Annotated in this window: 12 protein-coding genes; 9 read left to right on the forward strand and 3 right to left on the reverse strand. The window is 73.4% G+C overall.

Features of this window, described 5'->3' with window-relative positions; translation table 11 throughout:
• Window positions 1–35: 35 nt before the first annotated feature.
• The gene (locus AB0I60_RS31065) at window positions 36–812 is read left to right on the forward strand and encodes a DUF3027 domain-containing protein (protein ID WP_360736026.1); all 777 of its coding nucleotides are present in this window, start codon (window positions 36–38) and stop codon (window positions 810–812) included.
• Window positions 809–3,637, forward strand: a complete 2,829-nt coding sequence (locus AB0I60_RS31070; RefSeq protein ID WP_360735980.1) for a hypothetical protein — start codon at window positions 809–811, stop codon at window positions 3,635–3,637. Before AB0I60_RS31065 ends, AB0I60_RS31070 begins: the two co-directional genes overlap by 4 nt.
• A gap of 43 nt (window positions 3,638–3,680) precedes the next feature.
• On the opposite strand, the gene AB0I60_RS31075 is transcribed toward AB0I60_RS31070, so the two are convergent.
• The gene (locus AB0I60_RS31075; RefSeq protein ID WP_360735982.1) at window positions 3,681–4,019 is read right to left on the reverse strand and encodes a hypothetical protein; all 339 of its coding nucleotides are present in this window, start codon (window positions 4,017–4,019) and stop codon (window positions 3,681–3,683) included.
• 199 nt (window positions 4,020–4,218) lie between these two features.
• On the opposite strand from AB0I60_RS31075, the gene AB0I60_RS31080 reads away from it, so the two are divergent.
• Together AB0I60_RS31080 and AB0I60_RS31085 are read left to right on the forward strand one after the other, a co-directional pair.
• Complete coding sequence (locus AB0I60_RS31080) at window positions 4,219–5,157, forward strand: hypothetical protein (RefSeq protein ID WP_360735984.1); 939 nt, start codon at window positions 4,219–4,221, stop codon at window positions 5,155–5,157.
• 49 nt (window positions 5,158–5,206) lie between these two features.
• Window positions 5,207–5,662, forward strand: coding sequence for a hypothetical protein (locus tag AB0I60_RS31085; RefSeq protein WP_360735987.1), 456 nt, complete (start codon window positions 5,207–5,209; stop codon window positions 5,660–5,662).
• A 7-nt stretch (window positions 5,663–5,669) separates the two neighbouring features.
• Here the strand turns inward: AB0I60_RS31085 and AB0I60_RS31090 are convergent, their stop codons facing one another.
• Entirely contained in the window at window positions 5,670–5,933 is a 264-nt protein-coding gene (locus AB0I60_RS31090; RefSeq protein WP_360735990.1) for a DUF2530 domain-containing protein, read from the reverse strand.
• A gap of 78 nt (window positions 5,934–6,011) precedes the next feature.
• On the opposite strand from AB0I60_RS31090, the gene AB0I60_RS31095 reads away from it, so the two are divergent.
• From AB0I60_RS31095 to AB0I60_RS31105, 3 genes are all read left to right on the forward strand, one after another.
• Window positions 6,012–7,457 (forward strand): NCS2 family permease, encoded by a 1,446-nt coding sequence (locus AB0I60_RS31095; protein WP_360735992.1) that lies wholly within the window; start codon window positions 6,012–6,014, stop codon window positions 7,455–7,457.
• Window positions 7,458–7,474: 17 nt separating this feature from the next.
• Window positions 7,475–7,939 (forward strand): MarR family transcriptional regulator, encoded by a 465-nt coding sequence (locus tag AB0I60_RS31100; RefSeq protein WP_360735995.1) that lies wholly within the window; start codon window positions 7,475–7,477, stop codon window positions 7,937–7,939.
• An 81-nt stretch (window positions 7,940–8,020) separates the two neighbouring features.
• A complete protein-coding gene (locus tag AB0I60_RS31105) occupies window positions 8,021–9,268 on the forward strand; it encodes an MFS transporter (RefSeq protein ID WP_360735998.1) in 1,248 nt (415 codons plus the stop codon).
• Window positions 9,269–9,471: 203 nt separating this feature from the next.
• Here AB0I60_RS31105 and AB0I60_RS31110 read toward each other — a convergent pair whose 3' ends face one another.
• Window positions 9,472–10,101, reverse strand: a complete 630-nt coding sequence (locus AB0I60_RS31110; protein ID WP_360736000.1) for a superoxide dismutase — start codon at window positions 10,099–10,101, stop codon at window positions 9,472–9,474.
• Window positions 10,102–10,205: 104 nt separating this feature from the next.
• On the opposite strand from AB0I60_RS31110, the gene AB0I60_RS31115 reads away from it, so the two are divergent.
• Together AB0I60_RS31115 and AB0I60_RS31120 are read left to right on the forward strand one after the other, a co-directional pair.
• Window positions 10,206–11,816: an ABC-F family ATP-binding cassette domain-containing protein gene (locus tag AB0I60_RS31115; protein ID WP_360736002.1), complete on the forward strand. Its 1,611-nt coding sequence runs from the start codon at window positions 10,206–10,208 to the stop codon at window positions 11,814–11,816.
• Window positions 11,817–11,820: 4 nt separating this feature from the next.
• Window positions 11,821–12,231: a hypothetical protein gene (locus tag AB0I60_RS31120; RefSeq protein ID WP_015097984.1), complete on the forward strand. Its 411-nt coding sequence runs from the start codon at window positions 11,821–11,823 to the stop codon at window positions 12,229–12,231.
• Window positions 12,232–12,438: the final 207 nt, after the last annotated feature.

Below are 12,438 nucleotides of genomic sequence, written 5' to 3' on the forward strand. Positions count from 1 at the left end.
GTGTGACCGCCACGCCGACCCAGCAGCCCGATCCAGTGCTCGCCGACCCGGTGCTCGTCGACTCCGGGGCGGTGGCCCTCGCCCGCGCCGCCGCGCAGGAGGAAGCCGGGGCCGAACCCGTCGGCGACCACGTCGGGGTGCTCGCCGAGGACGAGGCGTCGGTCACCCACCTGTTCGAGGCCGAACGCGCGGGCTACCGGGGCTGGTCGTGGGCGGTGACCGTCGCCCACGCCGGCGAGGGCACGCCCGTGTCCGTGTCCGAGGTCGTGCTGCTGCCCGGCAACGACGCGCTGGTCGCGCCCGAGTGGGTGCCGTGGCACGAGCGCGTCCGCGCGGGCGACCTCGGCGTCGGCGACCTGCTCCCGCCGCGCGAGGACGACCCGAGGCTGGTCCCCGGCTACGTCGGGTCCGACGACCCGGCGGTCGAGGAGGTCGCGCTGGAGGTCGGGCTCGGCCGGGTGCGCGTGCTGTCCCGCGAGGGCGTGCTCGACGCCGCCTCGCGCTGGCACGGCGGCGACTTCGGCCCGCGCAGCGACATGGCCCGCAGCGCGCCCGCGCGGTGCGGCACGTGCGGCTTCTACCTGCGGGTCGCGGGGGCGGTCGGCGCGGCGTTCGGGGTGTGCGCGAACGAGCTGACGCCGGCGGACGGCCACGTCGTGCACGTCGAGTACGGCTGCGGCGCGCACTCGGAGGTCGAGGTGGAGGCCATCCCCTCGGTGCCGGTGGCCGACCTGGTCTACGACGACGCCGTGCTGGACGTCGAGGCGAACGTGGCGGCCGAGCCGGAGACGGCACCGGACACGTCTCGGTGAGCCGGGACCCGTTCGGCACCGAGGCGCTGCGCGACTCGGTGCTCGCCGCGTGGCGCGGTTCGCCCACCCGGTTCCGCGAGGACGCCAACGCCGAGGAGGACCTGCGGCTGGGCGGCTACCGCGACCGGCTGCTGGTGGAGCTGGCGCAGAACGCGTCCGACGCGGCCGGCGCCGAACCCGGCGTGCTGCGGCTGTCCGTCGTGGGCGGTGAGCTGCGGGCGGCCAACACCGGCACGCCGCTGACCCCGGCCGGGGTGGCGGCGCTGGCGTCGCTGCGCGCGTCGGCCAAGTCGGCGGACACCGTCGGCCAGTTCGGCGTCGGGTTCGCGGCCGTGCTGGCGGTGACCGACGCGCCCCGGGTCGTGTCCACGTCCGGTGGCGTGCTGTTCTCCGCGTCCCGCACCCGGCAGGCGGTGCCGGAGCTGGCGTCCGCGCGCGGCGGCGACGTGCCCGTGCTGCGGATGGTGTGGCCGACCGACGAGGCCGACCTGCCCGAGGGCTTCGACACCGAGGTGCGGCTGCCGCTCAAGGTCGACGGCGCGGCGCTGCTCGCCGAGTTCGCCGAGCAGGTGCCCGACCTGCTGCTGGCGCTGCCCGGCCTGCGCCGGGTCGAGGTCGGGGCCGACGCGTGGGAGCGCGCCGAGGACGACGGCGTCGTGGTGCTCACCGGCCCGGCCGGCTCCGCGCGCTGGCGGGTGCTGCGGGCGGGCGGCGAGCTGCCGGCGTCGCTGGTCCAGGGCGTGGAGGCGCGACCGCAGTGGCACGTGTGCTGGGCGTGGCCGATGGACGAGCCGCTGTCCGGCGACGTGCTGCACGCGCCGACGCCCACCGACGAGAAGCTGTCGCTGCCCGCGCGCCTGATCGCCACGCTGCCGGTGGAGCCGTCCCGGCGGCGGGTGCTGGTCGGGCCCGCTGCGTCGTTCGTGCTGGAGCGGGCCGCCGCCGCGTACCCGGACCTGGTGACCGCGCTGCCCGCCGTCGAGCGGACCGCGCTGGTGCCGCTGCCCGGCTTCCCGCTGTCCGAAGTGGACGGACGGCTGCGCGAGGGCGTGCTCGCCGCGCTGCGGGTGGCGTCCTGGCTGCCGCTGGCCAGCGGCGAGTGGGCCGCGCCGGCGGCGGCGAGGGTGCTCGACGCGCCCTCGGAGGAGCTGGTCGAGCTGCTGGAGGACGTCGTCCCCGGCCTGCTCGACGCCGAGCTGACGCTGCCCGCCCACGCGAAGGCGCTGGCGGCGCTGGAAGTGCCCCGCATGTCCGTGGCCGAGGTGGTCGAGGCCCTCGCGGGCGTCGGCGGCGACCCGGCCTGGTGGCGGCAGGTCTACCAGGCGCTGGCCCCGCTGGCCGACGTCGACGCCACCGCGCGCGAGGAGATGGGCTCGCTGCCCGTGCCGCTGGCCGACGGCCGGCTGGTCAGCTCGCCGCGCGGCGTGCTGGTGCTGTCCTCGGACGTGCCGCCCGGCCTGGGCGGGCTGCGGATCGCGCACCCCGAGGCCGTGCACCCGCTGCTGCTGCGCCTGGGCGCGACCGAGGCCGGGCCGGCCGAGCTGCTCGACTCCGACGCCGTGCGCGAGTCCGTGCACCGCAGCCTCGACGACCCCGCGATGGACGGCGCCGAGCTGGTCACGACCGTGCTTACGCTGGTCGCGCGGGCCGGTGGGCGGCCTTGGCTGGGCGAGCTGGCGCTGCCCGACGCCGAGGGCGGGTGGCGGCGCGCGGACGAACTCGCGTTCCCCGATTCGCCGCTGCTGTCCGTGCTGGAGGACGACGCCCCGATCGGCACCCTGTCGGCGGAGCTGGCCTCGGCGTGGCCGCGCGAGGTGCTGGCCGGCGTCGGCGTGCTGGACGGGTTCACCGTGGTCGAGGACGACGCGCCGACCGAACCCGACCACGACCTGGCCGACGAGGGCTACTGGTGGGACGCGGCGGACGAGCCGCCCTCGCGCGTGCGCGGCATCCGCGACCTGGACCTGGTGGCGCGCGACAAGTGGCCGGACGCCCTGCGCCTCATGGCCGGCGACCCGGTGACGTGGCGCGCGGTCACCGAACCGGACGGCTACACCGGCTGGTGGCTGGCCCGCTACGCGACCCTCGACGGCGTGCCGCTCGGGTCGTGGCGGCTGCCCGACGCCGAGGGCCTCGACGGCCTGTACGACGTGGTGCCCGACGTCGACCTGCCGGCGCACGTGCTGGCGGCGGCCGGGGTGCGGACGTCGCTGGAGGTCGTGGACGAGGACGACGTGACCGACCTGCTGGCCCGGCTGGGCGACCCGGCGCGCGCGCTCGCGGACGCGCTGGTGCTGCGCGTGCACGCGGCGCTCGCGGAGGTGGCCGACGCGGTGGGCGTCGAGCCGCCGGACCGGGTGCGCGTGCTGACCGGCGAGGCCGTGCCCGCCGACGACGTGGTCGTGCTGGACCTCCCGTGGCTGCTGGGCGTGCTGCCCGGCGACCAGGTGCTGGCGGCCGGCGGCTCGGCGGGGGCCCTGGCCGAACTGCTGGCCCTGCCGCTCGCGTCCGAGGAGGTCGGCGGCGAGGTGGTCGGCGACGGCGACGAGGTGGTGTGGTCGGAGCTGGGCGCGGTGCGCCTGGCGTGCGACCTGCTGGGCGTGGACCTGCCGACCACGCCGGTGGTCGTGCACGACGAGCTGGTGGTGTCGTCCGACGGCGAGAACCACGAGGTGTCGTGGTGGGTCGACAGCGAGGTCCCGCACGCGACGGACACCCCGGAGGGACTGGCCCGCGCCCTGGCCTGGGCGACGGGCCGCTGGCCGGACCGCCACGCCTTCGCCGCCCTGATCACCGACCCGACCCCGACCGTCCTGCTCGGCTGAGATCCCACGCTCCGCAGGGGTCCTCGCCCGGGGGACCCCTTTTTCATTCCACCACAGGGGTACGACACCGGGCCCAGTCCGGCGACCCGAACTCGCCTACCGGCAGCAGCCCGGACGCCGAAAGCCCCCGGCCCGCGTCGATTGCCCGGGTGAGCCGCCAGACCTCGCCGGCGGCGTCGGCGGGGAGGTGTTCCAGCGCTGCGCCGAACCACCGCCGAGCCGTCTCCGGATCGCCGCGCAGGTGGGCCAGGCGCCCCATCAGCACGTGGCACTCCGCCCGCTCCCGGTCCACCTCCGCATCGCCCGCCGCCTCGGCGTAGATCTCGTCGGCGCGCGCGAACTTGGTGGCGGCGTTGTCCAGATCTCCCGCGAGCAGGGCCACCGCGCCCAACTCCCGCAGGGCCCACGCGACTCCGACGTCGTTGCCGCACGCGCCACATCCACTCTGTGCCAGAGCGCAATGGAGCCGCTACATTGAGTCACCACTCGATGTGGTCGAGTAGGGCGACGGACTGCGACGCCCGCCCGATCTTGTGGCTGCCTACGAGAGTGCGTTGAACGCGCGAGGGCTGGGTGAGGACGTGAACAGACGGGAGTTGTTGGCGGCAGCCGCTGCCGTGTTCGCCGGGTCGGACTTGCCCGAACCGTTGACCCGGCTGCTGGACGGGCTCGCGTCCTCCGACGCGCCCGGGAGGGTCGGGCGGTCCGAGGTCGAGGCGGTTCGGCACGCCACGGTCGTCTACACCGCGATGGACCTCCGGTTCGGCGGTGGCGTCGCCGCCGACGTCTCCAGCGGAGCGCTGCGCTGGGCCGTCGGACTCCTAGACGCCCCGATGCGTGACCGGACCAGGATCGCGTTGTCGGCTGCGGTCGGTGCGCTGGCCGACCGCGCGGCGTGGACGCACTTCGACGCGGGGCGCGGGTACTCGGCGCGGCGGCTGTCCACGCTCGCCCTGCGCACCTCGGACGCGGCGGCCGACCCGGACCTCCGGGCGCACGTGGTGCTGAACATGGCGGCGCAGGTCGGCGACGACCACCCGCGTGACGCGGCGGCGTTGGTGGAGTCGGCGCTCGCGGACAAGCGGGTCTGCGGGCCGGAGCGGGCGAACCTGCACGGGGTGCTGGGTCGGCACCTCGCCAACAGCGGCGACAAGCGGCGGGCGCTCCGCCACGTGGCCGTGGCCGAGGCGCTCGCCGCGCGCGGCGGGGAGACGCCCGGGTGGCTGGGCTTCGTCACCGACGCCCACCTCGACTCGATCATCACCCGGTCGCTGGCCGCCGCCGGTGAAGACCGGGAGGCGGTCCGGCGGCTGGAGGGGCTGCTGCCCCGGCTCGGCGCGGAGCGGGCGCGGGGGCGTGCGGGTCGGATGATCGACCTGGGCGACCTCTACGCGCGCACCGGGCGGCTCGATGAGGCGGGTGCGCTGGCAGACCGGGCCGGTGCCGTTCTGGCGGACGTCCGGTCCGCGCGTTCCGCCGCGTCGTTGCACGCCCTGCGGCGGCGCGTTTCGGCCGCTTGACGCCCACTGGTGGTACGGAAACGGTGTTGTGCCGCTTTACGATCGCGGTATGACGGAGAGCGCGCCCGAGGTTGCGCGGACCAGCAGGCGGTCGGCGGGGTGGGCCAAGGTCATCGGCGCGGCGACCGCCCTCGGCGTCGGCGCCACCGTCGTCTACGGGGTCGTGGAGACCGGTTCCTGGTGGTTGTCCGCGATCGTCGCCGTGTGCGGCGCGCTCGCCGTGCTGATCGTCTGGGGCATGATGGCCTCCGTCGCGCACGACGCCGAGAAGACCGCCGCGCTGGAGGCCGCCGGGACGCGCGTCCGGGCCACCGTCGTGCGGGCCGAGCGGGCGGACGACGTCGTGCACGAGGTGGTGCTGCGCATCCCGTTGCCGGACGGGTCCGCGTTCGACGTCGAGCACCGGTGCAGCCACTACTCGTGCGCCGCCGCCACGCGCGAGGCCGCGACGGCGCGTCCGGTCATCGTGGACCCGGCCACCCGCGCGTGGGCCGTCGTCCACTGACCGCCGGCTAGTCGGACAGGCCCTGCTGCGCCGTGCGCGAGCCCCTGCGGGCCGCCGAGCGCTGCCAGCGGAAGACGCCGTAGCCGATGAACCCGAGCACGCCGCCGGACAGGCACGTCCACAGCAGCGTGGTGTGCTCGCGGAAGAACGCCAGCACGACCAGGAAGGCCAGCAGCCACAGGGCCGTGCCGGCGGCGATCGCGGGCACCGGGTCGGCCAGGCGGGCCGGCAGCGGCGGCGGGGCGGGCGGCGATTGGGTCTGTTCGGCCACGTCGGGCAGGCTACCCGCCGGGAGGACGGGCGAGGCGCGCTCGTCCTCGGGAAACGCCCACGGAAAGGGGAGCGCGGCATGGCCACCGGGCTCGACGGCTTCTTCAAGATCTCCGAACGCGGCTCCACGGTCGGGCGCGAGGTGCGCGGCGGCCTGGTCACGTTCGTGACGATGGCCTACATCGTCGTGCTCAACCCGCTGATCCTGGGCAGCTTCGCGGCCGACGACCCGTCGGCCAAGAAGGACGTGCTGGGCGCGATCCTGCCGGTGTCGCAGGTCGCCGCCGTCACCGCGCTGTGCGCGGGGGTGATGACCATCCTGTTCGGACTGGTGGCGAACTACCCGTTCGCGCTGGCCACCGGGCTGGGCATCAACTCGTTCGTGGCCGTCTCGATCGTGCCGAAGATGACCTGGCCGGAGGCGATGGGCCTGGTCCTGGTCAACGGCCTGGTGGTCCTCCTGCTCGTGGTGACGGGCGTGCGGACGGCGGTGTTCAACGCGGTGCCGAAGGAGCTCAAGGCGGCGATCGCGGTCGGCATCGGGTTGTTCATCTGCTTCATCGGCCTGGTCGACGCCGGGTTCGTGCGGCGGGTGCCGGACGAGGCCGGCACGACCGTCCCGGTCGGACTGGGCATCAACGGGTCCATCGCGTCCTGGCCGACGCTGGTGTTCGTGGTCGGCCTGGTGGTCACCGGCATCCTGGTGGCGCGCAGGGTGAAGGGCGCGATCCTGATCGGCGTGCTGGGCGCGACGGTGCTGTCGGTCGCGCTGGAGGCGCTGGTGCACGCCGGCCCGTCCCGGGGCGTCGACCCGCGCGGCTGGAACCTGGGCTACCCGGCCCTGCCCGAGCAGGTGCTCGGCCTGCCGGACCTGTCGCTGCTGGGCGAGGTGTCGTTCGGCGCGTGGACGCGGGTGCCCGCGCTGACCGCCGCGCTGGTGGTGTTCACGCTGGTGCTCACGGACTTCTTCGACACCGTCGGCACGATGACCGGGCTGGGCAAGGAGGCCGGGCTGATCGGCCAGGACGGGCAGCTGCCGGGCGTGAGCAAGGCCCTGTTCGTGGACGGCCTGGGCGCGGTCGCGGGCGGCGCGTCCTCCTCGTCGTCCAGCACCGTCTACGTCGAGTCGGCGGCCGGGATCGCCGAGGGCGCGCGGACCGGGCTGGCGAACGTCGTGACCGGGTTGCTGTTCCTGGCGGCGATGTTCCTGACCCCGCTGTACTCGGTGGTCCCCGTGGAGGCGGCAGCGCCGGCGCTGGTGATCGTGGGCGCGCTGATGATCGTGCAGGTCCGGGAGATCGACTTCACCGACTTCTCGGTGGCGCTGCCCGCGTTCCTGACCATCGTGGTCATGCCGTTCACCTACTCGATCGCCAACGGGATCGGCGCGGGTTTCGTGAGCTACGTGCTGCTGCGGGCGATGACCGGACGCGCCCGGGGCGTGCACCCGCTGATGTGGGTGGTGGCGTCGGCGTTCGTCGTCTACTTCGCCATCGGCCCCATCCAGGCAGCTCTGGGCAACTGAATGGGCAAGTTCACACGATGGGTGCAGAGATCGTGAGGTATGCTAACTACGTGGCGGAGGTCGACGCGGAGGCAGGGCTGGCGAGCCGGTTGCGGCTGGCCGTGGTCCGGCTCACCCGTCGGCTGCGCGCCCAGCGGATCAACTCGGCGATCTCGCTCACCCAGGTGTCCGCGCTGTCCACGCTGCACAAGTGCGGGCCGCTGACGCCGGGCGAGCTGGCCGCGCGGGAAGGCGTCCAGCCCCCGTCGATGACGAGGGTCATCGCGGCGCTGGAGGAGTACGGGTTCGCGACCCGGCGACCGCACCCCACCGACGGCCGGCAGGCCATCGTGGAGCTGAGCGAGTCGGGCATGAGCTACATCAACGAAGAGGTGTCGGCGCGCGAGGCGTGGCTGGACAAGCGGCTGGCCGAGCTGACACCGGAGGAGCGGGGCGTGCTCTCGCGCGCCGCCGGGATCATCGACAGGATGGCGGGGCAGTAACGGGTGCCGGCGTACGCGGGTGGTGCGGAGACCGATCAGTCCGATCGCGGCACAGCGCTACCCCCGCCGGCCAAGCGGCGCATGTTCGGCTCGCTGCGGGTGCGCAACTACCGCCTCTACGCGTCCGGCCAGGTCGTGTCCCTGGTGGGCCTGTGGATGCAGCGGGTCGCGCAGGACTGGCTGGTCCTCGAACTGTCCGACGGCTCCCCGGTCGCCCTGGGCATCGCCGCCGCGCTCCAGTTCGCGCCCACGCTGTTCCTGTCGCTGTGGGCGGGCGTCCTGGCCGACCGGCTGGACAAGCGCAGGCTGCTGCTGGTGCTGGAGACCGGCCTCGGCCTGTGCGCCCTGGTGCTGGGCCTGCTCGACGTCACCGGCGTCGCCGAGCTGTGGCACGTCTACCTGCTGTGCCTGCTCCTCGGTGCCGTCTCGGCGGTGGAGACCCCGGTGCGCCAGTCGTTCGTGGTGGAGATGGTCGGCCGCGACCAGCTGACCAACGCCGTGGCGCTGAACTCGATGACGTTCAACCTGGCCCGGATGGTCGGCCCGGCGGTGGCCGGCGGCCTGATCATCGTGGTGGGCACCGGCTGGGTGTTCCTGATCAACGCGGTGAGCTTCGTCGGCGTGATCACCGGCCTGTTCCTGATGCGCCCGTCCGAGCTGCACCGGGGCGACCCGGTGCCGAGGGAGAAGGGCCAGCTCCGCGAGGGCCTCCGGTACGTCCGGGGCCGCCCGGACCTGGTGATCCTGCTGTTCCTGGTGTTCTTCATCAGCACGTTCGGCCTGAACTTCTACGTGACCCTGGCCGTGGTCGCCCGCAACACCTTCGGCGGCGACGCGGACGCCTACGGGCTGCTGTCCACGATGCTCGCGGTGGGCACCCTGGCCGGCGCGACCCTGGCCGCGCGCCGCAGCGCCAGGGGCAAGCCCCGGCTGCGCCTGCTCATCCTGGGCGCGCTGGCGTTCGGCGTCCTGGAGATCGCGGCCGGCCTGATGCCCTCGCTGCTGCTGACGGGCGCGGTGCTGATCCCGGTCGGCATCGCCATGATGACCTTCACGACCACCGCCAACGCGACCGTGCAGCTCGGCGTGAGCCCGGCCATGCGCGGCCGGGTCATGGGCCTCTACATGCTGGTGTTCCTGGGCGGCAACCCGCTGGGCGGCCCGGTGATGGGCTGGCTGGCCGAGCACTTCACGGCCCGCGCCCCCCTGGTGGCGGGCGGTGCGGTCTCGATCGTCGCGGCCCTGGTTGGCGGCGTCGTCCTGGCCAAGCGCGGTGGTCTGACCCTCCCCACCCACCGGCTGACCCTCCGCCGCAAGGCCCGCCTCTGACCCGGTCCGCCGGTTCCGGGAACCCGGGCTTCCCCTGGAGGAGAAGTTAGGCTAACCTAAGTCTCGTCGCTTCGTGGTGGGAGCGGCAGTCAGTTCGGGAACAGACGAGGCCCCGCCTCCCGGTCGTACCGCCGGGGAGCGGGGCCTCGTCGTGCCAGCGGTGGGGGCTTGTCGGAGCATCCACCGCCGAACTCAGGGGCGGATCACTGCGCGGGGAGCTGGAGCCCGTTCTGCCCGGCGCGGGCCGCCTCGAAGCGCGCGTTCACGTCGTCCCAGTTCACGACGTTCCACAGGGCGGAGATGTAGTCCGCCTTGAGGTTGCGGTACTGGAGGTAGTACGCGTGCTCCCAGATGTCGAACACCAGCAGCGGCGTGGTGGCGATCGACAGGTTGGAGTGGTGGTCCTTGAGCTGCTGGGTGATCAGCCGCTGGCCGACCGGCTCCCACGCGAGGATGCCCCACCCGGAGCCCTGGATGGTCGACGCGGCGGCACCGAGCTGCGCGCGCAGCTTGTCGAACGAGCCGAAGTGCTCGTCCACGGCCGCGGCCAGCTCGCCGACCGGCTTGTCGCCACCGTTGGGTGACAGGTTCTTCCACCACACCTGGTGCAGCGCGTGGCCGGCCAGGTGGAACGCCAGCGTCGTCTCCAGGCCCACGATCGACCCGTAGGAGTCCTTGTCGCGCGCCTCGGCGATCTGCTCGATCGTGTCGTTGGCGCCCTTGACGTAGGCGGCGTGGTGCTTGCTGTGGTGCAGCTCGTTGATCTCGCCGATGATCGCCGGTTCGAGGGCGGCGTAGTCGTAGTCGAGATCCGGCAGCACGTACTGGGCCATGACTATCCCCTCGTTGCAACTCTCTAGTACCTGCAATCTACTTGCAACAGCCCTACCCGGAAACTGGGGTGCTGATCACAAGGTTTTTCGCGACGATCGGGAATGTGTCCCGTCTGACGGTCCGGAACGTGTCGCTGTCGTTCGGTCCGAGGACCGTTCTCGCGGAGGTGGACCTCGATGTCCCCGCAGGTCAACGCGTAGGTCTGGTGGCGCCCAACGGCGTCGGCAAGTCGACCCTGCTCAGGGTCCTGGCGGGTGAGCTCACGCCCGACGGGGGCACGGTCACCAGCACCGGCCCGGTAGCCCACCTCACCCAGGAGGCGACCGTCCACCCGGGAGAGTCGCTGATCGACCACCTGGCGGGACGGACCGGCGTCGCCGAGGCCGGCCGCCGCTTCGAGGCCGCGACCGGGGCCCTGGCTCGGGGCGAGCCCGGTGCCGAGGCCGCCTACGAACGCGCCTTCGACCACTGGACCGCCACGGGCGCGGCCGACTTCGCCGAACGGGCCGCGCGCACCTGCGAGGAGCTGGGACTACCGGCCACGCTCCTGGACGAGCAGCGCCCGCTGTCCGGCGGCCAGTCGGCCCGCCTCCGCCTGGCCGGCATCCTGCTCACCAGGGCGGACGTGCTGCTCCTGGACGAGCCCACCAACGACCTCGACGACGAGGGCCTGGCCCAGTTGGAGGCGCACGTCCTCGCCAGTCGGGCCGCCGTGGTCGTCGTCAGCCACGACCGCGAGTTCCTCGCCAGGACGACGACCCGGATCGCCGAACTGGACGAGTTCACCCACGGCATCACCGTCTACGGCGGCGGCTGGGACGCCTACGTGGCGGAACTGGCGAACGCCAAGGCGAAGGCCAGGGAGGAGTACGAGCAGTACGCCGCCAAGCGGGACAACCTCGTCCAACGCTCCCGGCAGACCCGCGAGTGGTCGAAAGCGGGCGTCCGCCGCAACGCGAAGTCCAAGGAGAACGACCGCAACATCAAGGCGGGCCGCAAGGAAGGCGCGGAGAACCTCTCCGCCAAGGCCACCACGACCGACCGCGCACTGGCCCGCCTGGACGAGGTCGAGGAACCCCGCGACCCGTGGGAGCTGCGCCTGACCCTGCCCACGGCGGGCCGGGGCAGCCAGATCGCCTTCACCCTCCGCGACGCCGTGATCAGCCGGGGCGAGGTCACCCTCGGCCCGGTCGACCTGACCGTCGGCGCGGGCGAGCGCTGGCGGATCACCGGCCCCAACGGCTCCGGCAAGTCCACCCTCCTCGCCGCACTCCTCGGCCGCCTCCCCCTCGACAGCGGCGAGCGCAGCCAGGGCCGGAGCGTCGTCGTCGGCGAGGTGGACCAGGTCCGGGCCCGCTTCGCCACCACGACCCCGACCCTCCAGGTGGTCAAGGACGCCACGGCCCTGGACGAGGTGGACGTCAGGACCCTGCTGGCCAAGTTCCGGGTGGGCGCGGACGCCGTCCTGCGGCCGGCCGCCTCCCTGTCCCCGGGCGAGCGGACGCGAGCGGGCCTCGCCGTCCTGCAAGCAGCCGGCACCACGTGCCTGGTGCTGGACGAACCCACCAACCACCTGGACGTGGCCGCCATCGAACAACTGGAACAGGCCCTGGAGTCCTACGAGGGCACCCTCCTGCTGGTGACCCACGACCGGAGGATGGCCGACGCGGTGGGGGTGGACCACACGTTGGACGTGCGGACCCTGGCAAGATGACCCCATGGGCACCGAGGAGGACTGGCCGGTCGAGCAGACGTGGTCACTGCGCAACACGCACTGGCACGCCTACGTCGAACACACGTCCCTGGACCACGCCTCGCCGAGGCAGGAACGCCTCGAACGCACCCCGGAAGAGGTCCTGACCACCCCGGCTGAAGTGGCGGCCTGGCTGGAGGTCAACCTCCGCAGCGCGACGAAGCCGGAAGAGGCCGGGAAGAAGCGCACCAAGGACGAACGCGACTTCTCCGACTCGAACCGCGTCCACACCTCCCTGGCCTCCGCAGGCGAATCCATCTACACCGGCGTCAAGGGAATGCTCACCCTGGCCGTAGAAGCGGTGACCCCGGAGGAATGCCGAAGCTCCCACGACGGAGCAGACGTGGCCCCACTCAAGTCGGGCAGAAGGCGCTAACCCCCCGCACACCCCCGCGCCCCACGTACACACCCCACCCACCAAGTCGTGTCATCCCCGTATGGCCCGCGCGCAGCGAACCGCGCTTGAGTGGGGTGTGCAAGCACGTCCTTCGCTTGCACACCCCACTCAAGGGTGGTTGTCTTTGACCGGGCCATGCGGGGATGACACGACGACCCGCACCACCCGTCATCCTTGGCGGCTCGC

The sequence above is a fragment of the Actinosynnema sp. NPDC050436 genome, assembly GCF_040655415.1.
GTDB lineage: Bacteria > Actinomycetota > Actinomycetes > Mycobacteriales > Pseudonocardiaceae > Actinosynnema.

Excerpts from the sequence above, each read along its gene's own strand:
- AB0I60_RS31110 (WP_360736000.1), bottom strand. The coding sequence starts at position 10,101 with ATGGCCCAGTACGTGCTGCCGGATCTCGACTACGACTACGCCGCCCTC.
- AB0I60_RS31100 (WP_360735995.1), top strand. The coding sequence starts at position 7,475 with ATGGGTGCAGAGATCGTGAGGTATGCTAACTACGTGGCGGAGGTCGAC.
- AB0I60_RS31120 (WP_015097984.1), top strand. The coding sequence starts at position 11,821 with ATGGGCACCGAGGAGGACTGGCCGGTCGAGCAGACGTGGTCACTGCGC.
- AB0I60_RS31105 (WP_360735998.1), top strand. The coding sequence starts at position 8,021 with ATGTTCGGCTCGCTGCGGGTGCGCAACTACCGCCTCTACGCGTCCGGC.
- AB0I60_RS31085 (WP_360735987.1), top strand. The coding sequence starts at position 5,207 with ATGACGGAGAGCGCGCCCGAGGTTGCGCGGACCAGCAGGCGGTCGGCG.
- AB0I60_RS31095 (WP_360735992.1), top strand. The coding sequence starts at position 6,012 with ATGGCCACCGGGCTCGACGGCTTCTTCAAGATCTCCGAACGCGGCTCC.